This window comes from Pseudomonas sp. NPDC089406, assembly GCF_044900265.1.
In the GTDB taxonomy this organism is placed as follows: domain Bacteria; phylum Pseudomonadota; class Gammaproteobacteria; order Pseudomonadales; family Pseudomonadaceae; genus Aquipseudomonas; species Aquipseudomonas fakonensis.
In genome coordinates this window covers 1-25,320 of the sequence record NZ_JBJDNC010000066.1, presented here as the reverse complement: position 1 = coordinate 25,320, position 25,320 = coordinate 1, and the positions used below count along the sequence as shown (strand labels likewise).

10 protein-coding genes are annotated in these 25,320 nt (G+C 67.0%); 3 read left to right on the top strand and 7 right to left on the bottom strand.

Features of this window, described 5'->3' with window-relative positions; genetic code table 11:
- Positions 1-234: 234 nt before the first annotated feature.
- Genes ACI2KK_RS27655 through ACI2KK_RS27640 form a run of 4 tightly spaced genes read right to left on the bottom strand, consistent with a single transcriptional unit; the run spans position 235 to position 5,786 of the window.
- Positions 235-1,680: a curlin gene (locus ACI2KK_RS27655; RefSeq protein ID WP_404671452.1), complete on the bottom strand. Its 1,446-nt coding sequence runs from the start codon at positions 1,678-1,680 to the stop codon at positions 235-237.
- Between the two features lie 19 nt (positions 1,681-1,699).
- Positions 1,700-2,170 (bottom strand): curlin, encoded by a 471-nt coding sequence (locus tag ACI2KK_RS27650; RefSeq protein ID WP_404671451.1) that lies wholly within the window; start codon positions 2,168-2,170, stop codon positions 1,700-1,702.
- A gap of 11 nt (positions 2,171-2,181) precedes the next feature.
- Positions 2,182-4,407, bottom strand: a complete 2,226-nt coding sequence (locus tag ACI2KK_RS27645; protein WP_404671450.1) for an Ig-like domain-containing protein — start codon at positions 4,405-4,407, stop codon at positions 2,182-2,184.
- Positions 4,408-4,439: 32 nt separating this feature from the next.
- On the bottom strand, positions 4,440-5,786 hold the full coding sequence (locus tag ACI2KK_RS27640) for a hypothetical protein (RefSeq protein ID WP_404671449.1): 1,347 nt from the start codon (positions 5,784-5,786) through the stop codon (positions 4,440-4,442).
- Between the two features lie 490 nt (positions 5,787-6,276).
- On the opposite strand from ACI2KK_RS27640, the gene ACI2KK_RS27635 reads away from it, so the two are divergent.
- Both ACI2KK_RS27635 and ACI2KK_RS27630 read left to right on the top strand, forming a co-directional pair.
- Entirely contained in the window at positions 6,277-7,431 is a 1,155-nt protein-coding gene (locus ACI2KK_RS27635; protein WP_404671448.1) for a substrate-binding domain-containing protein, read from the top strand.
- A 220-nt stretch (positions 7,432-7,651) separates the two neighbouring features.
- Positions 7,652-19,927: a filamentous haemagglutinin family protein gene (locus ACI2KK_RS27630; RefSeq protein ID WP_404671447.1), complete on the top strand. Its 12,276-nt coding sequence runs from the start codon at positions 7,652-7,654 to the stop codon at positions 19,925-19,927.
- Between the two features lie 702 nt (positions 19,928-20,629).
- Here the strand turns inward: ACI2KK_RS27630 and ACI2KK_RS27625 are convergent.
- Positions 20,630-21,349 carry a TorF family putative porin gene (locus ACI2KK_RS27625; protein WP_404671446.1) on the bottom strand — a complete coding sequence of 240 codons (720 nt, stop codon included), beginning with the start codon at positions 21,347-21,349 and terminating at the stop codon, positions 20,630-20,632.
- A 141-nt stretch (positions 21,350-21,490) separates the two neighbouring features.
- Between ACI2KK_RS27625 and ACI2KK_RS27620 the strand changes: the two genes are divergently transcribed.
- A complete protein-coding gene (locus tag ACI2KK_RS27620; protein WP_404671445.1) occupies positions 21,491-23,374 on the top strand; it encodes an ATP-binding protein in 1,884 nt (627 codons plus the stop codon).
- Between the two features lie 24 nt (positions 23,375-23,398).
- On the opposite strand, the gene ACI2KK_RS27615 is transcribed toward ACI2KK_RS27620, so the two are convergent.
- On the bottom strand, positions 23,399-24,382 hold the full coding sequence (locus ACI2KK_RS27615) for an MDR family oxidoreductase (RefSeq protein ID WP_404671444.1): 984 nt from the start codon (positions 24,380-24,382) through the stop codon (positions 23,399-23,401).
- A 46-nt stretch (positions 24,383-24,428) separates the two neighbouring features.
- A complete protein-coding gene (locus ACI2KK_RS27610) occupies positions 24,429-25,055 on the bottom strand; it encodes a TetR/AcrR family transcriptional regulator (RefSeq protein ID WP_404671443.1) in 627 nt (208 codons plus the stop codon).
- Between the last annotated feature and the right edge of the window lie 265 nt (positions 25,056-25,320).

Genomic DNA, 25,320 nt, shown 5'->3' with positions numbered 1-25,320 from the left:
TAGGGGGCCGGATGATGGGAGCAGGGATTTTTTGGTGACTTTTTGATCCTTCAAAAAGTTACCCGCCGTAAGGGCGGAAAGGTGACGAAAAGCCGTCATCGTCAATGAATGCGCATACATCTCCCAAAGCAATAACCATAAGCCCCGAACCCGAACCCGAACCCGAACCCAAAAAAAAGAACCGCGGCGCCAGGGAGAGGCAACACCGCGGTCCAAAGGGGAAGGGAAAAACAATCACTGCTGCGTAACGGTCGCCATGTTGGCATTGCCGAATTGTGAGATAGAGGCGGCCTGTCCGGCACCGCTCTGGTCGACAAAGGCCTGGTTGGCATTACCGCCTTGCGTCACATAGGCGACATTCACGCCATCGGCCTGCTTGATGGTGGCCTGGTTACCGTTCCCGTACAGCTGGTACGTATAGCTCTGGTTACCACTGCCAGACTGCTCGACGTTGATGCTGCCGCCATTGCCGGCAGCCAGGCCCTCAGCGTAGTTGGCGATGCCACGCTGATCGGCGATCAGCAGGTTGTCACTGCCGTTCTGCTCGAAGTACAACTCGTTGTTGCTGTCAGCCTGGCGGGTTTCCATCTGGTTGCGGTTGCCGTTCTGGCGCAGCTGGGCAAACTGGCTGCTGCCTTCCTGGTTCAGGTTGACACTGTTGCGGTTGCCGGCCTGGTTGATCTCGGCGCGCTGCTGGCTGCCGAACTGCCCGCCCGGCTTGTCACCCTTCCAGTTGCTGGCCAGCACCGTGTTGTTGTTGCCGTGGGTGTTGATGCTCAGGCTGTGGTTGTCGCCGGTCTGGTAGGTGAAGTGCAGGTTGTTGTTGCCCACTTGCGAGATGCTGGTCACCGATTGGCTGGTCTCGAACTGGTCCGACCAACTGGCGTTGGCGCGCCCGCTCTGGCTCAGGCTGGCGCTGTTGCCGGTGCCGAAACTCTGGTCGATGACGCCCTCGTTGAGCTGGCCGTTCTGGTACACCTGGGCGCTGCTGGCAGTCTGGGTGTCCTGCCAGACTTCCACCGAGTTGCCGGTGCCGTGCTGGTTGATACCCAAGGTGCCGCCCAGCCCGTCGCGCTGGTCGCCGTAGGCCCAGTTCTCGCGGCCCTGCTGGTAGATGGCGATGTCGCCGGCCTGGTGGCCCAGCTGTTCGGCGGCGGCCTGGTTGGCGTTGCCGTCCTGCTGGATCAGCGCCTTGTTGCCACTGCCGCTGAACAACTGCTCGATGGTCGCATCGTTGCCCTGGCCGAACTGGCGGGTGGTGGCCTGGGCGTCGTACTGCGACTCCTGCCAGACCACCGAGCGGTTGCCGGTGCCTTGCTGCTGTTGCAAGGCCTGGTTGCGCTCGCCCGTGGACTGGCTGGCGAACGCATCGTTCAGCGTGCCGCCGGCCTGCTGGGTGACCTGGCTGCCTTGCTCGAACAGCTGCTCGGCGTAGCCGGCGTTGTACGAGCCGCTGGCGCTCTGCTGGATGTCGCTGGTGCTGTCCTGCTGCACCGCCAGGTGGTTGTGGCCGGTGCCGGTCTGCTGCTGGCTGGCCGAGGCGTATGCGGCCTGGGCCTGCTGCACTTCGGCGATGTTGCTGTTGCCCTGCTGGGTCTGGGTCGAGCTGCTGTCGTTGGCCATGGCCTGGCCGGCCAGGGCAAGGACGATGGCGGCGCTCAGTGGGGCGAGCTGGTGCATGGAATGCCTCCTGGTCTGTCTAACGGTACTGGCTGATGTGCACTTGCAGGCCATTGCCGGCCTGGGTTACGGCACTGGTCAGGCCGTTGCCGGCCTGGTCGATGGTGGCGCTGTTGTGGTTGCCGTATTGCTCGATAGCGGCGCTGTTGCCGGCGCCGCTCTGGCGGATCGACGCGCTGTTGCCTTGGCCCTGCTGGCTGATCGACGCCATCAGGTCACTGCCTTGCTGCAGGATGTAGGCCTCCTGCGCGCCCCCGGCCTGAACGATCTGGCCGAGCAGGGCCTGGCCGTTCTGGTCGAGGCTGGCGCGGTTGCCACCCCCTTGTTGCTCGATCACCGCCACTTGCCCGCCAGCCGTTGGCAGCAGCCGCACCAGCAGCGGCTCGCCAAGGTCGTTGCCGGCCGCCAGGTCGGCGTTGTCCATCAGGTCGCTGGCGCTGGCCTGGCCCGCCAGGGCCAGGCTCAGCAGCAGGGGGTACAGGCGCGTCATGGCAAGCCCCTTCACTGACGGACCACGTTGACCGTGCGCACGCTGCCCTGGCCGCTACGCACGGTGGCAGTCGGGTTGGCGGTCGGCACGACCGTGGTGCTGTTGTTCAGCAGCAGCCGCCAGCGGCCGTTGGCCGGCACCGTGGTGGTGCCCAGGGTCACCAGGCCGGTGGTGGTGGTCACCTGCACCGTGACGTTGTTGCCGGTGGTGATCGACGAGGTGCCGCTGATGTCCCAGTTGTAGCGGTTGTTGGAGCGCGCCGTGACCGTGGCCGCCGTTACCGCGAAGGTCTCCTGTGGCGGTTTCGGCGACACCTGCAGGGTCACCGTGCCGGGCGTCGAGTTGGCGCCGATCGAGTCACGGGCGATGTAGGTGAAGGTGGCGGTGAACGCCGTGGTGACCGTGGCCGGTGGTGTGTAGGTGACCGTGGCGCCGTTGTGGCTCACCGTGCCGCGGCCGGCTGGCAGTGGCTGGGTGACGCTGGCGATGCTCAGCGGCAGGTTGCCCTCAGGGTCGGTGTCGTTGGCCAGCACGTTGATGATCAGCGGCACACCCAGGGTCGCGGCGGCGTCGGTCACGGCGGTTGGCGGCCGGTTCGGCGCCACGTTGACGGTGACGTTGGCCGGTGCCGACTTCAGGCCCTTGGCGTCCATGGCGCGGTAGCTGAAGGTGGCCACCTGCGGCGTGGTGGCGCCGACTGGCGGGGTGTACACCACCGAGGTGGTGCCGTTCATCACCACGCTGCCCAGGCCCGGGCCGGGTTGGGTGAGGTCGGTGATGGACAGCGGCAGGTTGGCGTCCGGGTCGCTGTCGTTGGCCAGCAGGTTGAGGGTCACCGGCACCCCGACGCTGGTGGCGCCTACGTCGGCTTGCGCTACCGGCGGCTGGTTGCCGGCCGAGACCGGCGCCGTGCCGACCACCACCACCGGCTCCACGTCATGGCCGCCATGGGCGGACTTGACGGTGATGCTGGCCGGTGGCTGGGGCACGTCGTTGACGCTCAGGCTTTGCAGCGTGCCGGCCTTGGACATGCGCCCGTAACCTTGCACCACAAGGTCCGGCACCAGCACTTCATCGCTGGAGCGGGCCTCTACCAGCAGGCGCTTGCTGACCCAGTCGTAACGCGCATTGGTCACCTTGACCACGTCGCTGAGCTTGCTTGAAAGCGCAGTGGGCTGGGTGCCGCCAGCGGCGTTGCTGGCGGTGACCACCACCACCGAGGGCGGTGCGGCCGGGCTCAACTGCTGGTTGAAGAACAGCCCGTTGTTGTCGGCCAGCATGCTGAACTGGCAAGGCGAGGGCGGCGTGCCCACCAGTGCCACGCCGTTGCGCAGGCACAGGCTGGCACTGTTGGGCGCCTTGGCGAACACCTCCACGCGGGTGCCGGCGGCATTGCGCTGGTAGGTGGCGCGCTCCAGGGTTACCGGGGTTTGTTGGCGCACGTCCAGCAGCTTGCCCGAAACGGTGAACAGGTTGGTCTGGATGGTGCCGGCCGGGCCCTGGATACGCACGAAGTTGGTGTTGTTCGGGCTGCCGACCACAGGCTCGGTGATGTTCGGGTCGCCGACGAAGGTCTCGGTGGCGCCGGTGTCCGGGTTGACTTCGGTGTACGGGGCGCCTGCGCCACGCAGGAACGGCCCCAGGTCTCCGGCCAGTGCACCGCTGAACACACCGGGTGCGCCGATGCCAATGTCGCGGGTGATGTTGATCGCCCGGCGCCCTGGGGTGGTGACGTTGACCGTCTCCACGCCGTACGGGTGGGTGATGGTGTAGGTGCCGGCGGTGGGTACCGACACGCGGATGCGGATGCGGGCAAAGCTCTGCTGGTCGCCATCCACTGGGTTTTCGGCGGCGAAGGCGGCTTCCAGGCCGGCCACATAAGCGTCCATTTCGTAGCCGCTGTTGCCCACTGCAGGGATGGTGGCTTCGGCGAGGAACCAGAACATCTCCGGTGGCCAGTTGTCGGGGAACACCAGCGGCAGGGCATCGTCGTAGATGCCGGGCTCGGGTAGCAGGGTGCACATGTAGGCCGTAGCGCCAGGGGCGCGCGAGCTGGTGGCGCGCGACTGGCACAGCTCCAGCTTGCGCCCTTCGGCATCGCCGTACCACATCGGGTAGCCCCCGGTGGCGAAGGTGTAGGGGCCCGGGTCGACCTCGGTCAGCGCGGCCCAGGCCATGCTGCTCATGCTCAAGGTGAAACCGGCGGCGCACAGCGCCCGGCGGGACCACGTATTCATGCTGCCTCCTTGAAGGCGGGGCCTTTGTCTGTTCATGGCATCAGCACCACTTCTTCGCTGTCGGTGCCACCGTTGGCGCTGGTGACGCGCACCGTGGCCGGCGGTATCGGCGTATGGCCGATCGACAGGGTTTTCACCGCGCCGCTGCCGGACAAGCTGCCCAGTGGCGTGCCGTTGGCGGTGGCGGCGGTCATGGCCGGCGGCGCAGTTTCGTCGCTGCTGCTGGCCACCACGGTCAGCTGGCCGCTGGCCAGGCTGTACTCGGCGCGGCTGATCACCACCAGGTCGGTGAGTGGCATCGGCAGGGTGGTGGGCGCGCTGGTGGGGATGGCCAGGCTGTTGTCGGCGCTTACCTGCAGGGTCAGCGGCAGGGTGGGGTCGAGCGCTGACTGGGCGTACCAGGCACCGGTGTTGTCGGCTTCGCTCAGGGCCAGCGCCGGGCTCTGGCTGGTCAGGGTGACGCTCGCCGGCGGTGGCGGGGCGTTGACGAAGACATCCTGCTGGGCGCGCACGTTGCCGGCGTCGTTACGCCGCGAGTAGGTGCTGCGCAGGGGAATCAGCGGGGTCGGGCGGTTGACCGTGGACAGCTTGCCGGACACGGCGAACAGCTCGGTGCGCAGGTCGATGCCACCGGGCCCTTCGATGCGTACGAAGTTGGTCTTGAACGGGCTGCCGGTGACGGCTTCTTCCAGGTTGGGGTCGCCGACGAAGCGCTCGCTGGCGCCGGTGCTGGGGTTGATTTCGGTGTAGGGGCCATTGACGCTGCGCAGGAACGGCCCGACATCGCCCTTGAGCGCGCCGACGAAGTCGCCCGGTGCGCCGATACCGATATCGCGGGTCATGTTGATCGCCCGCCGCCCGGCGGCCGGCACGTCGAACACCTCGACGCCGTAGGGGTGGGTGACCACGTAGGTGCCGGCCGTGGGCACGTCGACGCGGATACGCACCCGGGCGAAGCTGATCTGGTCGCCGTCCTTGGGCTCGTCGCCGCCGAACGCTGCTTCCACTGCCGCGCCGTAGCCCAGGTCGATGCCCTGTGCTGCGTTGGTGATGGCGGCATCGGCGGTGAACCAGAACGCCTCGTCAGGGAAGTTGCTGGGGAAGTTCAACGGTTGGGTGTCGTCGAATACCCCGGGGGTGGGCAACAGCGTGCACATGTACGACGGCGCGCCGGGGGCCCCGGCCACCCGCGAACTCACCGCCTTGGACAGGCACAGGTCGAGGGTGCGGCCGTGGCTGTCCTGGTACCAGGCGGGGAACTTGCCGGTGGGCAACGTGTAGGGGCCCGTGTCGACCGCGAACAGCGCAGCCTGGGCTGGTAGCTGGAGCAGGCCGGCGAACACTGCCACGGCCAGCGGATGGGGTTTGGGTCGATGCATGACTCGCTTCCTCCTGCAAACGGGCCCAGGGGATGGGGCGTCTGGGGAGGTGATGGCAACACTTGTGCCAGATTTTTCACAAAGGCCTGCAGGCCAGGCGCGGCGCGGGTTTGGCTGCAAATGGCAGGCATCACACAGGGTGTGGCGGGTGGGCGGGGTTCCCCGGCATTGGGGAATCGGGGGCGGCATGTGCAAAAAAATCGGCACTGGGGCAAAGCTCCCGAGTGCACCCGTGCACAACCTCCCGGGTGTTCATCCCCGTCAGGCCTGCCCTGTGTTGCTGCGGGCCACCAAAGCCTTGCAAAAAGCACCGGGAAAACCCGAGGAATCGACGGCTGAACTCCCGAGATTTTTTCCTTCGCCTGTCACCGTGAACTGCCAACGTTTGTTCCGTGGCCAAGGCACCGAGCCCTCTGGATCAGGGGCTGCAGCCTGGCCGCTGCAAGCGCGACCCACTCAACGTACGAACACGACGATAGGAGATTGCTTCATGTTTAAACGTACTGTGATCGCCGCCTCCCTGGTGGCTGCTTCCCTGGCTTCGGCCCAGTCCATGGCTGCTGTTGTCGGTGGCGGTGCCACCCTGCCTGAGTACCTGTACAACGGTAACCCGGTCACTGAATTCGAAGGCATCCTGCCGTCGGGCTTCAGCTACACCGGTGTTGGCAGCGGCGGCGGCAAGACTGCCTTCCTGACCAACGCCCCGGCGTCGATCAACCAGCCTGCCGGCACCAACGTCGACTTCGCCGGTTCCGACTCGGTGCTGAGCGCCTCCGAGCTGAGCACCTACGAGGCCAACCGCGCCAACCAGTGGGGCAACCTGATCCAGATCCCGGCCGTGGGCACTACCGTCACCATTCCGTTCAAGAAGGCTGGCGTCAACAGCCTGACCCTGACCGCTTCGCAGCTGTGCGGTGTGTTCTCCGGCACCACCAACACCTGGGGCCAACTGCTGGGCAGCGCCGATGCCACCCCGATCAAAGTGGTCTACCGTTCGGGCAGCAGCGGCACCACCGAACTGCTGGCGCGCTTCCTGAACGACTCGTGCCCGGCTGCCTTCTCGGTCAGCAGCACCTTCACCAGCGCCAACGTCGGTGCCGAGCCAGCCACCTGGGTTGCGGCCGCCACCAGCCAGGGCGTGATCGATGCCGTCGAAGCCAGCGATGGCACCATCGGTTATGTCAGCCCTGACTTCGTCGATGTCTGGGATGCCGGCAAAGTCGCCTCGGTGAAGAAACTGGCCAGCGGTACTGCCCAGTTGCCAACCCCGGACCAGGCTCAGGCCGCTCTGGCCTCGGCCACTGCACCTATCGACAACGACCGCACGCTGCCAGCCCAATGGGCCGTGACCTTCGGCAGCGGCACTACCGACAAGCCTGTGCCGACCTCGGGCTATCCGATCGTTGGCTACACCAACCTGCTGGTTGGCCAGTGCTACAGCAACGCCGCTGACGCCGCCGACATCCGTGGCTTCCTCAATGACCTGTACTCGGGTACCCACAACGACCTGATCGAGGCCCACTCGTTCATCCCGGTACCGGCTGCCTTCGCTGCCGAGGTGAAAAAAGCCTTCCTGGACAACAGCTACAACCAGGGCACCGACATCCAGAACGCTTCGGTCTGCAACGGCATCGGCCGTTCGTAAGCCTGGCATCTGAGACGGCCTGAGCCCTTCGGGGCCCGGGCTTGAAACCTGGCGGTACCCAACCGGGCGCCGCCAGGTTTTTTTCTGCCCGCCCATAAACCAGCCGTGTGAACTTTGCATGACAAAGCTTCGGTCGGTGCCGGTGGCAACTGCCTTATGGCAAAGCGGCATCACTGGCCGCACGCATTCCCCCAAGGACCCGGAACAAGGAAACCCCACGATGTCGAACGGCAAGCATCAACCAGCCCCTTCAGCCACTGCCGTACGCCATCGCACCCGGCCTGTCGCAGGCGAGCCGCTGTTGCTCAAGCCGCTGGCCCAGGCGATCGCGCTGCTGCTGGTGGCCGGCAGCGCCCATGCTGCGCAGCCGTTCAGCGCCGGCTGGTTCGCCGCCAAGGGCGCGTCCAGCGCTGCCAGCAGCGGTGGCGTGGGCGGCGTGCGGGTGCCGGGCTCACCGCCACCGCTGGCCCAGCAGCAGCGGCTCAACCAGCAGTTCAAGGCCTCGGTAGGCAACCTCAACAACACCGTTGCCGCCATTGCCGCGCAGCAGGCGGCCCAGGCCGCCGGGCGCACCCTGGCCCAGGTGCAGCCGCAGACCGTGCCCAACGGCCTGGGCGAGGGTGGCCTGAAGGTCGACGAGAACCCCCTGACCCAGGGCTGGCACAACGCCAAGAATCCGACCCAGACGCAAAGCGGCGGCAAGACCACGGTCAGCGTCCAGCAAACCGCCGACAAGGCCGTGCTCAACTGGGAAACCTTCAACGTTGGCCGCGACACCACGCTCAAGTTCGACCAGCAGTCGGACTGGGCGGTACTGAACCGGGTCAACGACCCCAATGCCCGGCCCAGCCAGATCCTTGGCCAGATCGTCGCCCCCGGCACGGTGCTGGTGATGAACCGCAACGGCGTGGTGTTCGATGGCAGCAGCCAGGTCAACGTGCGCAACCTGGTGGTGGCCGCCACCGAAATGAGCGACGAGCAGTTCACCCAGCGCGGCCTGTACGTCGACACCACCGGCACCCAGGCCACCTTCACCAATGCCGGTGGCAAGGTGGTGGTGCAACGCGGTGCGCAGATCAGCACCCACGAGCCGGCCAGCTCCACCAGCGGCGGCGGTTATGTGCTGCTGCTGGGCAGCGAGGTGGACAACCAGGGGCAGATCATCACCCGCAAGGGCCAGACCACCCTGGCCGCCGGCGATGACTTCTACATCCGCCGTGGCCAGGGCACCGAGAGCAACCAGTATTCCACCACCCGCGGCAACGAGGTGGCCAGCAGCCTGCGTGCCGGCAGCACGGCGGGCAGCGTGAGCAACAGCGGGCTGATCCAGGCCGCAGGCGGCGACATCACCCTTACCGGGCACCAGGTGCGCCAGGACGGCGTGTTGCTGGCCACCACCTCGGTGGACCGGCGCGGCACCATCCACCTGCTCAACTCGGCCAGCGACAGCACCGGCAGCGTCACCCTCGGCCAGGGCAGCGTCACGGCCATCATGCTCGATGCCAGCAGCGCCCTGGACAGCCAGCGCGATGCTTCGCGCGAGGCCGTGGACGGCAGCAGCGGCAACCTGGCCACTGGCAAGTTCGACAACCTGAGCAAGGTGCTCGACCGCCCCGAGCTGTCGCGGGTAGAGATTGTCAGCGGCGGCACGGTTGACTTCCAGAGCGGCTCGCTGACCCTGGCCAACGGGGGCCAGGTGGCGGTCAGTGCCGGCAAGCGCAGCCTGGTGAATGACGGCGCGCACATCGATGTATCCGGCGCGCTGGGCGTGAAGGTGGCGATGGAAAACAACGTCATCAAGGTCAACGTGCAGGGCAACGAGCAGCGTGACGCCTCGGGTAACCGTGACAACGGCGGGCTGACCAGCAAGGATGTGTGGGTGGATATCCGCGACCTGGTGCACGTGGCCGCCGGGGTCAATGGCTACGCCACCGACCGCTGGTACACCGCAGGTGGCCTGCTGGAAGTCGGCGGTTATCTGGGCACCCGCAACCACAGCATCGGCGAATGGATGGCCCTGGGCGGCACGGTGACCTTCACCGGGCAGGACGTGGTGACCCGCGCCGGCTCGCAGATCAACCTGTCCGGCGGCACCCTGGCGGTGCAGGACGGCTACATCAACCAAAGCTGGCTGCGCGGCGCCGACGGGCGCCTGTACGAGGTGTCCAGGGCACCAGGCGACCTGCTGTACACCGGCATCTATCAAGGTTTCGAGGAGCACAGCGCACGCTGGGGCCAGACCAACTACTACTACAACCCGCTGATTGCCCCGCAGCGCCGCTTCGAGCAAGGCTATACCCTTGGCCGCAACGCAGGCTCGCTGGTGGTGGCCACCAGCAGCGCGGTGCTCGACGGCCAGCTGGTAGGCGAGGTGTACCAGAGCGAACGCCAGACCGAGGCCCCGGTGGCGGGCCTTGACGGTTACAAACAACTGCAGAACGCCCGCGCCCAGGGTGCGCAACTGGTGATCGGCGAGCAACTGCCCGGTTACCTCAAAGCGACCAAGGACTTAGGCTTCAGCCTCAAGCCTGTGATGGAGCAGGTGACCGTACAGAGCGGCGCCCGTGGCGACAGCGCCAACGTCAACCTGGACGACCCGCTGGACCTCTCGCGCCAGGGCCAGTTGGTGCTCGACAGCGACCTGCTGGCAAGCTTCGGCCTGGGCGGCCTGACCATTGCCGCCAGCGAGCAGGTGCTGGTGAATGCGGCGCTGAACATGGCCGATGGCGGCGAGGTGACGCTGTACGGGCCCAAGGTGCAGGTGAACGCCGACATCACCGCCCATGGTGGGCAGATCCGCATGGGTGATGTGTTGCAGATGCGTGAGCTGGATGCCTTGAAGGACATCGCCCTGGATACACCTGCCGGGTTGAACGCCCAGGTGCAGGTGGCCGATGGTGTGCGGCTGGACGTCAGTGGCGTGCGCAGCGACCTGCGCGACAGCGCCGCGCTGGCCTGGCGCAACGCTGGCGGTGTGGCGCTGCGCAGCACCGGCGATGTGCTGCTGGGCGCAGGCAGCGTGGTGGATGTGTCCGCTGGCGCGGTGCGCACGGCAGCAGACAGGGTGGTGGGTGGGAACGGCGGTAACCTCACCCTGCACTCCAGCGAAAGCAATGCCGACGGGGCCGGCCACGGCCGCCTGCAGCTGGGCGGCGAGCTGCGTGGCTATGGCAGCGGCCTGGCCGGGACCCTCAGCCTGCGTGCCGACCAGGTGCGTATCGGTGGCGTGGACGACGGCTCGGCGCTGTACCTGGCCGAAGACTTCTTCAACCTCGGCTTTGCCCAGTACAACGTACGCGGCGGTAGTGGCCTGAGCGTGGCTGCTGGCAGCCAGGTGCAGGTGGCCCGGCCGGTGCAGTGGCTCGATGCCAGTCAAGCGCTGGGCGGCCAGTTGCAGACCTGGCTACCACCGCTGTTGCAGCAGAACGCCAGCAAGGGTGTGATCACCCAGCGCGGCGGCGCCGGCCTAAGCCTGGCGGCGGGCGATGTGCTGCTCGACCAGGCGGCCCGCGAGGCCGCGCAACTGGTGGTGGAGCGTGGGGCGTCGATCAGTGTCGACCCGTTGCAGGCGATCAGCCTGTCGAGCACCGCACAACTGACCCTGGATGGCACCCTGCGTGCGGCCGGTGGCAAGGTCAGCCTGGTGCAGGAGTTGCCCATCATCGGCGACACCGGTTTGAGCGAGGCCCCGCACCAGCGTGCCATCCGCCTGGGCAGCGAGGCGTTGATCGATGTGTCCGGCCAGGCTTACACCGCCGTCGATGCCCGTGGCCGGCGGTATGGCCGGGTCGATGCCGGGGGCAGCATCGTCATCGGCGGGCGCATCGACCACGCCGCTGGTACCAGCGATGGCGGCTACTTGTATGTGGACCTTGAGCAAGGCTCGCAACTGCGCGCCGATGGCGCCCAGGCCACCCTCGACATCCCCGGCCTGGGCGCGGTGCGGGTGGCCAGCAACGGCGGCAGCATCAGCCTGGCCTCGAGCCTGGGGCTGCGCCTTGACGCCAGCATGAGTGCCAAGGCCGGCGGCGCGGGTGCGGCCGGTGGCAGCCTGGGTGTGGCCCTGGACACGGCGCTGTACCGCCGGGGCACTGTGGACGATGCGCTGGTGGTGCCGCGCGAACTGGTGTTGAGCCAGCAGCGCGCCGGCAGCGGGGCGCTGGAGTATGCCAAGGCCTACCTCGGTGCAGACCAGGTCCAGGCTGGCGGTTTCGGTAACCTGGCCTTGCTCAGCGATGGTTCGGTGGCCTTCGACGGCTCGCTGCAACTGCGCCTGGCCCAGGGCCTGCAGATCTACGCAGGCTCGCTGGTGCTGGCCGAGGGCAGCGCCGGCGATGCCCGGGTGACCTTGAGTGCGCCCTATGTGCGCCTGGCAGGCAGCAACCACGAGTCCGGCGATGCGGGCGTGCGGCCGACCCTCAAGGGTGGGTTGTCGCAACAGGCCAGCCAGGCGCAGTTGCAGGTGCAGGCAAACCTGCTGGAACTGCGCGACAGCCTCACCCTCGGTGCCCGTGGCAACCTTGAGCTGAGCGGCGGCCAGAGCCTGGCCTTCGACCGCCGAGGCTTCGCCCTGACGCGCCTGCGCAGCGAAGGCGACATGCGCTTCCTGGCAGCTGCCGGCAGCGACCCGTTCACCACCCTGCAGGGCAATGCCGACATCGAACTGCTGGCCGCCCAGCTGTACCCGGCCACCGGAGCCAAGGCCAAGGTCAAAACCGTGGAAAATGCCACGCTGCGCATCGGCCGGGTCGGCACGGCTACCCCGGCCACCCCGCATTCGGTGTTCGGCAGCCTTGAACTGACCGCCGGCACCGTGGAGCAAGGCGGTGTAGTCCGTGCGCCGCTGGGCGGCATTGCACTGGGCAACAGCATCGACACTGTGCACGACTTGCGGCTGTTACCGGGCAGCATCACCTCGGTCAGCGCGCGCGGCCTGCTGATGCCCTATGGCGGTACGGTCGACGGGCTGAGCTACCTGTACGATGGCAAGGCCGTGGACCTGATCGGTGCGGCGGGAGATATCAACCTGGGGGTTACGCTGGAAGGGCAAAGGGTGGATGTGCAGCCGGGTGCGTTGATCGACTTGTCCGGTGGTGGCGAACTGACCGGTGCGGGCTTCGTGTCCGGCCGAGGCGGTTCGACCGATGCCCGCTATCACCCGCTGTTGCAACTGGACGCCGACGGCCGCCTGGTGCTGCCGTCGACGTCCAGCAACCCGGTATACGCCATCGTCCCGGGCCTGGCTGGCGACTATGCACCGCTGGCGGGTGAAACCGGCGTGGCCAATCCGGCGATCGGCCAGCAAATCACTCTCGACCATGGTATCCCAGGGCTGCCCGCTGGCACCTACACCTTGATGCCGGCCAGCTACGCGCTGCTGCCGGGGGCGTTCAGGGTCGAACTCAACGGCCTGGCCGGTATCGGCCAGCTCAATGCCAGCGCGGCCATGCGCAACGGCTCGTGGGCTACCTCAGGGCGCCTTTCGGTGGTGAACACCTCGATCCAGCAAGCGCTGCCAAGCCAGTTCATCATTACCAGTGGCAGCGTGCTGCGGCGCTATTCGCAGTACAACGAAATGTCCTATGCCAGCTTCGTGCGCGCTGATGCCGCGTCCAAGGGAGTGCCCCGTGCCGCGCTGGAAGCCGATGGCAAATGGCTGAGCCTGATCTTGCGCAGCAACACCAATGCCGATGAGAGTTTCAGGTTTGCCGGCGTGGCCGACTTTTCCGCAGCTTACGGGGGCCGCCGTGGCAGCGCCTCGGTGCAGGGGCCGGCGGACGGCATCGAGATCCTGGCCGATGGCCAGGATAGCCAGTTGCAGGGTCAAAGTGTGGTATCGCTGCGCGACAGCCAACTCAATGCCCTGGGTGCGCCAAGCCTGACCATCGGTGGCAAGCAGCACGTGTTGTATGGCCAGGGCGGTAACCAGGTTACCTTCCAGGGCTACAACCGCAACGTCTGGCTGCGCTCTGGCGCCGAGCTGCGGGGGGCTGAGGTGTTGCTGCTCGGTGGCAGCACCAATGGTGGCGTGTACATCGAGCAGGGTGCTCGCATAGACACCGTCGGGCAGGGCGCAGCACCTTACGATGGCAACGAGGGTTTCATCATCACCCCAGGCCGGCGCGCCTTGCTGGCTGTGTCCAACGGACGCCTGGATGTGATGGCGCCGGATACCGCCGAGGGCACCGACGGGCCGGGCGCGATCCTGATCGGTGAATGCGCATCCGGCCAGTGCAGCGGCCAGACCGAGCTGTATACCGAGGGTTCGATCTTTGCCGCCACCAACAACACCTTCAGCCTGGACGATGCGGTCAGTTTCGGCGCCCGTCACCTGGGCCTGGCGGTCGGGCGAGTCAACGTCGGCTCCAGCCAGGCGCTGGCCGACGCGGCGGCGGCGGGCACCCTGGGCCAGGGCCTGACCTTCAACCAGCAGGTGCTCGACCGCCTGTTCCAGGGCGTTTCGGGCAACGGTGTGCCGGCGTTGGAAACCTTGACGCTGACGGCCGCCGATTCGTTGAATTTCTTCGGCGACGTGGTGCTGGACACCTATGACGCCGTCACCGGCAAGAACCGCCTGGAGCAGTTGGTGCTGGGTGTGCCGGCCATTTATGGCTCGGGTGCGGCGGGTGACCACGCGCTGATCCGCACTGGCGAGCTGGTGTGGAGCGGTGCGCGTAACCTGCCGGGCAGCCCGATTGCCGGTGGTGCCGGCAGTGGCGACGGAGTGCTCGACCTTGAGGTCGAGCGCATGGTGTTCGGCCATGGCGCCAATGCCCAGCCCAAGGGAACTGACGACATGGCCCGCCTGGTACTGGGCTTCCAGCAGGTGAACATTCGTGCCAGCCAGCAGGTCAGCGCCAGCCACAAGGGCAGCCTGCAGGTGTACCACCGCCGCGGCGACTACCAGGCGGACGGCACCTTCAGCTACAGCGGCGGCAACCTGAGCGTGGATACCCCGCTGTGGACCGGTGCTGCCGGTTCGGTCAACCGCATCAAGGTGGGTGGCGAGCTGCAGGTGAGCGGTGGCGGCGGCAAGTTGGTCAGCGGCCGCGACGGGGTGGGCGCCGAGCTGGCACTGAGCGGCCAGCGCGTGGACATCGATGCCACCTTCAGCCTGCCCAGCGGCAAGCTGACCCTGGAAGCCATCGACGACCTGCTGCTGGGCGACAAGACACAGATCGACCTGGCCGGGCGTACCCTGACCTTCAACGACGTACTCAAGTACAGCGCCGGCGGCACCCTGGTGCTGAACAGCAAGGCCGGCAACATCCACCAGGCCACCGGCGCCACGGTCGACCTGCGCGCGGTCAACAACCGCGCCGGGCGCCTGGAGGCCATCGCCCTGGGCGAGCAGGCCGGGCGCGTTGAACTGCTGGGGCAGATCCTCGGTTCGGCCAGTGGCCGCTACGACGCCGGGGGTACCCTGGTGAGCTATGCCAACGGTGCGGTGGATATCCGCGCGCAACAGCTGGACGATTTCGCCGCGCTGAACGAGCGCCTGAACCGCGATGGTGTGACTGGCGGGCGCAGTTTCCAGCTCAAGCAGGGCGACCTGGTGATCGGTGACGAGCTCAAGGCCGGTGAAATCGTGGTGTCGCTGGACAACGGCCACCTCACCGTCAACGGCACCGTCGATGCCAGCGGCGAGCAGGTGGGCAGCATTCGCCTGGCAGCGAAGAACGGCTTGACCATCGGCAGCGGCGCGCTGCTCGATGCCCACGCCAGCCTGCTGCGGGTGGACAGCTACGGGGCGATCATCGACGCACCCAACCGCGCGTTGATCGACCTGAACAGCGGCGAAGGTGCGCTCACCCTGCAAGGTGGCGCGCGCTTCGACCTGCGCCACGGCACTGGCGCCACTGCAGGCGTCGACGGCCGCAACCGCGGCACCCTGCAGCTGACTGCGCCGCGGGTTGGCGGCGACACCGCCGGCGATATCGCCATCGATGCCAGCGGCGCCCTCGACATCCGCGGGGCGCGGTCGATTGCGGTGGTCGGCAACCAGCGTTACAGCGACGCCAACGATGGCGGCACGGCGGCCAATGGCCGCGACTACCAATACATCGACCAGGCCTGGCTGGATGCCAAGCATGGCCTGAACCAGACGTTCATGCAGAACCTGCTGGCCAACCGCGACCTGCTCGACAACCGCCTCAAGGGCCTGAACAACGCAGGCTACGCCGAGGCGCTGCACCTGCGCCCGGGGCTTGAGGTGACCACCGCCGAGGGCGTCGACCTGGTGGTGCGTGGCGACCTCGACCTGTCGGGGCACCGCTACGAAAGCCTCAACCCCAACACGCAGCGGGTCGACGGGGTGGCCGGCTCTGGCGAAGTGGGCAACCTGGCCTTGCGCTCGGGCGGCAACCTTGAGGTGTACGGCAGCATCAGTGACGGCTTCCTCGCCCCGGACTTGGCCACCGATGCCAACCGTTGGGACGGCAAGGGCTGGATTTTGCTGCCGGGCAAGCAGCCGTTCGACAGCACTCTGGTGATCCCCCGCGAGGGTGTGGAGCTGGCTGCCGGCACGCTGTTCCCGGGCGGCAGCACGCTGAACTTCGACCTGCCGTTCAGCGCCACCACCCTGGCTGCCAACACCCGTCTGCCGGGGCAGATGGTGCTGGCCAGCGCGCTGACCTTGCCGGCCGGCACGGTGCTGGATGCGGCGGTGCGCGACAGCGCCGGCAACCTGTTGTACGCCGCAGGTACCCTGCTGGGCAGCGCCGTAACCCTGGCCGCCGAAACCCGCCTGGACGCCGGCACCCGCCTGCCGGTGGCGGCGGCGGTGCGTGACGGTGTGTGGGCCAGCGGCAGCGAGCTGCCGGCCGGCGGCCTGAGCCAACGCGGCGCCCTGAGCCTGGCCACTGGCGCGGTGCTGCCGGTGAATACCGACGTCAAACTGGCCGATGGCACCCACTACATCGACCTGCGCCCGGAAGTGAACGGCCAGCAGGGCCGCAACTGGGCCCTGGCGACGATGCTGCCGGAAGGTTCGCAGTCGTGGTCGATGCGCCTGGTGGCCGGTGCTGACCTTGCCGCCGCCGACAGCCGCATCACCCGCCCGGATGAGGCGGCAGGGCTGATGCGCCTGGCCGACCAGCACTACACCGCCACCCGCGTGCTGGAGGTGACGGCGCCGACCATCAGCTATGTGTGGAGCGACCTGGTCACCGGCAGCCGGGTGCCGGGCGCCCCGGTCCCGGCAGCCCAGGTGTCGCAATGCCGGCTGCGCCCGACCTGGTGCATCGCCACCGAAACGCCGGGTACCAGCAAGTTCGAGGTAACCCCGCAAACCCAGTTGTTCAGCGTACTGCGCACCGGTACCGGTGACCTTGAGCTGCTCAGCGCCGGTGACTGGCGGATGGACTCGCTGTATGGCGTGTACACCGCCGGTACCCAGTCGGCTGCGCTGCTGGTGAATGGCGCCGACCCCTACCAGTTGGCCCAGGGCCGGCTGCCGGACGGCAGCGTGCTGGGCAGCGCCGGCAGTGCCTACGAATCGGCCACCAGCGGCTACCGCGCCTGGTACCCCGAGCAGGGCGGCAACCTGCTGCTGACCGTGGGCGGGGACCTGACCGGCAACCTCGTCGCGCCTTCGGTAAACCCGCTGGCAACCGTGCGTCAGCAGGCTTCGGCGGCCGTGGGCAACTGGTTGTGGCGCCAGGGCAACGCCGATACTGCAGCGGCCTGGTGGCTCAATTTTGGCAGTTATGCGCTGGACCCTTCGACCAGTGGCGGCCAACCCTGGTTGGTGGGTTTCACCGGTATCGGCACCCTGGGCGGTGGCAACCTGAACGTGCTGGTCGACGGTGCTGCGGGGCTGATCGAGAGCGCCAGCGGCGCGCTCAGCTCCCAGGTCGTGCAGCGCAGCCATGGGCTTAGCCTGGCGGTGGCCAGCACGGGCCGGGTACTGGCCGATGGCAGCGTGCGGCAGACCGGCGGCGGCGACCTGCTGCTGCGGGTGGGCGGGGGCGTCAACACCTCGCTGCAGGCGCTGGATTCGGTGACCGGCAACGCCGACCTGCGCGGCACCCTGACCAACCTGCGCGGGGCACTGCAGGTGCAGGCAGGCAGTATCGGGGTGCTCGACCTGATGTACGGCAGCTACCCCAGCAACCATACCGGTAGCGAGTCGCGGGCCTATGACGCCTATGTCGCAACCCGCGGCGCGGCCTTGGGCGGCCTGACCTTGATGCCGGGCGACAGCACGGTGCGCCTGGAAACCCGTGGTGACCTGGTGCTGCAGGGTGTGGGTGACTCTGGCCGGGTAGTCATGTTCAACACCAACGCCTTCACCGGTAGCGACGGTGCCGACTACCTGGGCAATGGCTGGAGCTGGTTCAGCCTGTGGCGAGCGAACACGGCGGTGGACCTGCTCAGCCTGGGCGGCAACCTGACCCCGATCGTGGGCACTGAAATCGCTCCCGGGCGCAACCTGCCGGCCTCCGGCGGGCGCATGTTCTACCCAACCGCGCTGCGGGCGGTAGCGGCCAATGGCAGCCTTTACTACGGTGAGGCGGCAACGGCGGTGCTGAGTAACTCAAGTACGTTCTCGCTGATGACCGCACCGTCAGCCAACACCGAGCTGCAACTGCTGGCCGGGCAGTCGATCTATGCCGGCGGGTATACCGTGAGCCAGACCGGTACCGAAACCTCGGCAATCGCCACACCGCAGCGCCCGGGGTACGCCAACTACAGCGTCAATTTCGTGAACCTTGGCAGCAACCTGCATGCCGACCTGGTCACCGGCCCACGGTTGGCACCGCTGTTCAGCTTCGGGCTCAACAGCTATGTGGCCGGTAGCGTACAGCCTGCCCAGCCGGCGCGGTTCTATGCGGTGGAAGGCGACATCGTCGGCCTGAGTACCGGTGAAGTGCTGAGCTATGCGCGCAGCGGGCTGAAGCTTTATCAGGGCGCGGGCCCGGTGTGGATCATGGCAGGCCGTGACATCGTCAATGCCGGCGTGCCGCTTGGAACCGAGCGCCAAGGCGCCACCGGGGTTGTGGACGCTGCGCGCTACGGCAACCCGTCGTCCTCGGGCAACCTGATCATTCACGGCGACAGCAACGATGTGTCGATCGTCAGTGCCGGGCGTGACATCCGTTTGAGCACCTTCAATGTCGCCGGCCCCGGCCAGCTGGAAGTGACTGCCGGGCGCAACCTGCTCAACGCCGGCCAAGGGGTGGCTGGGGCCTACCAGGAAGGGGCGATCAACAGCATCGGCCGTATCGGTGGTGGCGGCAGCGGCAACGATGGCGCCTCGATCGCGGTGATGGTGGGTGCCGGCGAGGCCGGGCCGAACTATGCCGGCCTGCTGGACCGCTACCTGGACCCGTCGCGCCAGTTGCCGGCTGGTGGCTCGCTCAGCGCCAGCCCCGACAAGGTGGCCAAGGTGTACGACCAGGAACTGGCGGCCTGGCTGGGCGAGCGCTTCGGCTTCAGCGGCGACAACCAGGCGGCGCGGGCGTTCTTTGCCGCGCTGTCGGCCGAGCAGCAACGCATCTTCGCCCGCCAGGTGTACTTCGCCGAGTTGCGTGAAGGCGGGCGCGAGTACAACGATGCCAGCAGCCCGCGTAGCGGCAGCTACCTGCGTGGCCGCCAGGTGATTGCGGCGCTGTTCCCGGAGAAGGACGTGGCCGGCAACCCGATCAGCTACAGCGGCAGTGCGACCTTCTACGGGGGAGCCGGCATTCACACCGACTTTGGCGGCAATATCCAGGTGCTCACCCCGGGTGGCCAGCAGGTATTCGGGGTCGAGGGCGAAGCGCCACCGGCCAGCGCCGGGGTGATCACCCAAGGCAGCGGCGACATTCAGCTGTATTCGCGGGGCAGCATCCTGCTGGGGCAGAGCCGCATCATGACCACCTTCGGTGGTGCGATCCTCGGCTGGTCGGCCGAGGGCGACATCAACGCCGGGCGTGGCTCGAAGACCACCGTGGTGTACACCCCGCCCAAGCGTACCTACGACCAGTGGGGCAACGTCGGCCTGGCACCAAGCGTGCCGAGCACCGGGGCGGGTATCGCCACCCTGAACCCGATCCCCGAGGTGGCGCCGGGGGACATCGACCTGATCGCGCCTCTGGGCACCATCGATGCTGGCGAAGCGGGTATTCGCGTGTCGGGCAACGTCAACATCGCCGCGCTGCGGGTGGTGAACGCGGCCAACATCCAGGTGCAGGGCAACGCCAATGGCATGCCGGTGGTGGCGTCGGTGAATACCGGGGCCATCACTGCGGCCAGTGCGGCGGCGTCCAGTGCCAGCCAGGCGGCCGAAGAGGCTGGCCGCCAGCGCCAGCAAGGCGCGCGTCGCCAGCCGTCGTTGATCACCGTGCAGGTGCTGGGCTTTGGTGACGAGCGCCTGGTGCCGGGGCGCGAGGGGGCGAGCTTGAACCCGCAGTACAACCGCCAGAGCCCGGTGCAGGTACTGGGGGCCGGGGTGCTGGATGAGCAGGCGCGTGGGCAGTTGACCGAGGAGGAGCGGGGGAACCTGATGTTGTGATGCGCGGGGTACGTGCATTCAGGTGGTCTCGACGCCGCCTGGGTGCACGTTCAAGCTCCTATGGAACAAATCACAACTTGTTGATTTAACGAAGATTTTGTGGGAACGGCTTTAGCCGCGAACACCGGCGAAGCCGGTGCCATCTAGCGCGGTGCCTGCTTCGCGGCTAAAGCCGCTCCCACAGCTACGGCGCTTGGTTCGGGCTTCGCGCGATCCTGTAGGAGCCGGCTTGCCGGCGATCACCGGCACAGCCGGTGCCAGCATTCGCCTGTGCCGGCCCTATCGCCGGCAAGCCGGCTCCTACAGAGGGCGCGGGCGCGCTTGCGGCCGTAGTTCCCTGCGCGACAGCGCAGCCTATGAGGCTGGGTGGGCTCCTATGGAACAAATCAAAACTCGTTGATTTAACGAAGATTCTGTGGGAGCGGCTTTAGCCGCGAACACCGGCGAAGCCGGTGCCATCTAACCGCGGTGCCTGCTTCGCGGCTAAAGCCGCTCCCACAGCTACGGCGCTTGGTTCGGGCTTCGCGCCCTCTGTAGGAGCCGGCTTGCCGGCGATCACCGGCACAGCCGGTGCCAGCATTCGCCTGTGCTGGCCCTATCGCCGGCAAGCCGGCTCCTACAGAGGGCGCGGGCGCGCTTGCGGCCGTAGTTCCCTGCGCGACAGCGCAGCTTACGAGGCTGGGTGGGCTCTGATACCGAAGGTTAAAAGAAACTGCGCTGCGCCTTGAACGTCACCATGCTCTGGCAATAGGCGTTGATCCCGGCATAGGCCGCACACCCGCCACCTTGCAGGTCCGAGCTGCTGTAGATCAGGTCGAGGTCGATGCCCAGCCAAGGCCGCGACAGCTGCAACGACCAGTCATTGAACGCTTGCACCTCGCTGCCGTCACCGACCACGAATGGTGCACCCAGTTGGTGGTGCGCCACCTTGAAGGTCAGGTCGATGCCCAGCAGTGGCAGCTCGCCGAGGTTGGCGAACAGGGTGCCGGTGCGGTTGTCCGGGTTGTCGCGCCAGGCGCCGCCGAAGCGGCTGCCGAACACCGATACCCCACCGTACAGGGCATAGCTGTCGTTGCCTGCCAGGTTCGGCTGGCTGTAATGGATCAACCCGGCCTCCAGGCCCAGGCTGCCATCGAAGCGCCGCTTGTAGCCCAGGTAGCTGTCCAGGCGCAGGGTGGAGGCCGCGCTCAAACCCAGGCTTGGGGCGTACTGGCCGACATACCAGCCACTTTCGTGGCTGACGTCGAGGCCGCCATGAAAAGCACCGGCCGGGCTCGGCGAGATCAGGCCCTGGGCCATGCTGCGCGAGGCGCTGGTACCGAGCTTCAAGTCGAATTCGCCCAGCTGGCGCTGGATCTGAGAGGCCTGCAACGTGGGGCTGAGCAGTAGCGCCGTGGTTAGCAGGAGCATGGGCCTGGCCATGGTTTGTCCCTGGGAAGCCTGTACTGGAGCGGGCAAGCATAGCGACCGCAGGCAGGGCTGGAAACCCTCGCCGGGGATGGAGCGACTGGGGCCTTTATTGCTACGCTTGATGCGATCGTATCTTGCCATCAGGATTTCACCATGACCGCCGCGAATGGACCTGCCGCCCAGGACTTGGCCAATACCGCCCGGGGCGCGGCCAACCCTTGGCTGGATATCGAACTGCTGCACAGCATCAGCACCGCCCTGATGGGGGAGCAGGACAGCACGGCGCTGTACGCCAAGGTGGTGGATGCGGCAATGAGTATTACCGGTTCGCAGTTCGCCACCATGCAGTTGCACAGCCCGCAGCCCCACGGCGGTGTGCTCAAGCTGTTGTGCTCACGCGGGCTGCCCGACGATGCCGTGCAGTTCTGGCAATGGGTGGGGTTCGATGCCCTGAGCAGCTGCGGGCTGGCACTGCGCCAGGGGCGGCGGGCGATCATTGCCGACTTCGAACAGTGGCCGGAAATCGCCGGTACCGAGGAGCTGCAGGCGTTTCGCCGCGCCGGAATTCGTTCGGCGCAGACCACGCCGCTATTGGCCCGTGACGGGCGCCTGCTGGGCATGATCTCCAACCATTGGCGCGACCCTCACCACCCCAGTGAACGCACCCTGCGCCTGCTGGACATTCTCGCCCGTACCGCCGCTGACCTGCTGGACCGCACCCTGGCAGAAGAAGCCTTGCGCAATCGCGAGCAGGAGCTGGCGCGCACCTGCGACAGGCTGCGCGAAACCGAAGAGCAGCAGCGCCAACTGGCCGCCGAACTGCGCGAGCTCAACGAAACCCTCGAAAAGCGGGTGAACGAGCGCACCCGCGAACTGATGCAGGTGGAAGAGCGCTTGCGTCAGTCGCAAAAAATGGAGGCGGTTGGCCAGCTGACCGGTGGCCTGGCCCACGATTTCAACAACCTGCTGGGGAGTATCAGCGGGGCGTTGGAGATGCTCGGCCAGCAGCCCGACCAGGGCCGCGATGCCGAGCGTTACCTGGGCGCCGCCCAGGACGCCGCCCGCCGCGCCGCGGCCTTGACCCACCGGTTGCTGGCGTTCTCCCGGCGCCAGACCCTGGAGCCTCGGGCCACCGATGTGCGGGCTTTGATGCACGGCATGAGCGAGCTGGTGGCGCGCACCAGCGGTTCTGCGATCAGCGTGCGCACCCAGGCCGACACGGCCCTGTGGCCTGCTTTCGTCGACCCCAGCCAGCTGGAAAACGCCGTGCTCAACCTGTGCATCAATGCCCGCGACGCCATGCCGGGCGGCGGGCGCATCACGCTGGAGGCCGCCAACCAGGTGCTGGTCGGCGAGCCTGCCAAGCGCCTGGAGCTGCCCGACGGTGATTACCTGTGCCTGCGGGTGAGTGACACCGGGGCGGGTATGCCGCCAGAAGTGCTTGCCCATGTGTTCGAGCCGTTTTTCACCACCAAGCCGATTGGCCAGGGCACCGGGCTTGGTTTGTCGATGATCTATGGCTTTGCCCAGCAGTCCGGTGGCCAGGTGCGCATCGACTCGGTGCTGGGCGAAGGCACTACGGTGGTGCTGTACCTGCCGCGCCACCTCGGTGAGGCGCAGGCCGGGCCGCAGCAGCCGGCCCTGCCTGGTGAGCTCTGTGCGCAAAGCCAGGGGACGATCCTGCTGGTGGAGGATGAGCCGACCATGCGCATGCTCACCGCCGAGGTGCTGGGGGAGTTCGGCCACACGGTGATCCAGGCGGGCGACAGCCTGGATGGGTTGCAGGTGTTGCGCTCCGAAGCGCGTATCGACCTGCTGCTGACCGACGTCGGCTTGCCTGGCGGCATGAATGGCCGGCAGTTGGCGGATGCCGGGCTGGAACTGCGTCCAGGGCTGAAGGTGCTGTTCATCACCGGCTACGTGCAGCAGGCCCTCAATGAAAGCGGCCTGCTGGCGCCGGGGATGCAGGTGCTGACCAAGCCGTTCGGGCTTGAAACGCTGGTGAACCGGGTACGCGAGTTGCTGGAGACGCCCTGAAACCGGCGCCTGCCGGGTTGTGCATCAGCGGTTCACATCCACCACCAGGCGCCCGCGCACCTTGCCGTCGAGCAGATGCCGGGCTGCGTCGATGCTGTCTGCGAGGCTGATTTCGCGGGTGATCATGGCCAGGTGTTCGCGGTCCAGGCCGTCCGCCAGTTGCGCCCAGGCCTCGACCCTGCGCGCATAAGGTTGGGTCACGCTGTTGACGCCTAACAGGCTCACCCCGCGCAAGATGAACGGCGCCACGCTGGCCGGCAGGTCCATGCCCTGGGCCAGGCCACAGGCGGCTACCGCGCCTTCGGCCTGGGTCGCGGCGCAGGCGTTGGCCAGGGTGTGGCTGCCCACCGAGTCGATCACCCCGGCCCAGCGTTCCTTGGCCAGTGGCCGGCCCGGTGCACCCAGTTCGCTGCGATCGATGATGGTGCCGGCCCCCAGTTGTTTGAGGTAGTGGGCCTCATCGGCTTTACCGGTGGCGGCGATCACTTCGAAGCCGCGGCTGGCCAGCAGGCTGATGGCGAAACTGCCGACACCGCCGCTGGCGCCGGTGACGAGTATCGGGCCGTGTTCGGGTTTCAGGCCATGGCGCTGCAGCGCCATCAGGCAAAGCATGGCGGTGTAGCCGGCGGTACCGATGGCCATGCTTTGGCGCTCGTCGAGGCTGGCGGGGTGGGGGATCAGCCAGTCACCGTTCAGGCGTGCCCGTTGTGCCAGCCCGCCCCAGTGGCTTTCACCCACGCCCCAGCCGTTGAGCAACACCCGGTCGCCGGGTTGGTAGGCGGGGTGGCTGCTGGCTTCGACGGTACCGGCCAGGTCGATGCCTGGCACCATGGGGAACTGGCGCACCACGGGGCTTTGCCCGGTGATGGCCAGGGCGTCCTTGAAATTCAGAGTGCTGTAGGCCACGTTCACGGTCACATCGCCAGCGGGCAACTGCGCCGCATCGAGGGTGGCCAGGCGGGCCTGGTAATCGTTGTGGTGTTTTTCCAGCAAGATGGCGTTGAACATCGCGGAACTCCTTTTTGACCGGTCGTCTTTAAATTGGCCTGCACCTTCAGCGGGTGACGGCTGCGAGAAACCCTTGGAAGAAGCTGTCGAGCGGGGCTGTACGCTGCACCAGCCGCGCGCGCAGTACCGCGCCTTCCCAGCCGGTCCAGAACCAGGCGGCGAGGGCGTCGCAGTCGCTGCTGGCAGGCAGTTCACCGGCGGCCTGTGCAGCCTGCAGGCAGGCTGACAAGCGTTGCTCCCAGTCGCAGAGCACGGCTTCGAGTTGCGTGCGGAAGCTGTCGGGCAGGACCAGCACCTCCTGGCCGAGGTTGCCGACCAGGCAGCCGCGGCGGAACTGGTACTTGAGCATGCCGGCCTTGGCGTCTTCGACGAAGTTGCATAGGCGCTGCAGGGGGCGGGCGTGTGGGTCGAGGAAGTGGCGGTCGAGCTTGGCGGCGAAGTACTGGGCATAGCGTTGCAGCACGGCCTGGCCGAAGGCTTCCTTGCTGTCGAAGTAGTGGTAGAACGAGCCTTTGGGTACCTGGATGCGTTTGAGCACGGTGTCGATGCCGGTGGCGGTGAAGCCCTGTTCGGTGAGCAGCTCCATGCCGCAGCGCAGCAGCAGCTCGTGGGTTTCGGCGTGTTCGCGGGGGGCCTTTGGGGGGCGGCCGCGGCGGGGTTGGGGTGTGGTCATGGAGGGTAATTTAGACTGATCGTTTTTAATGTCAAGGTGAGGGGTAGGGGCGCTGCCGGGGAATGGGTCCGCGTGGGTGGCTTGAGATTTGTGGGTATGCTGTTGATCTGTTGATCTGTTGATCTGTTGATCTGTTGATCTGTTGATCTGTTGATCTGTTGATCTGTTGATTAGTTGGTTTTGAAAGTTGTATGCGCATTCATTATTTGTAGTGACGCTTATTCACCTTTCCGCCCTTACGGCGGGTTACTTTTTTTCGTGGAAA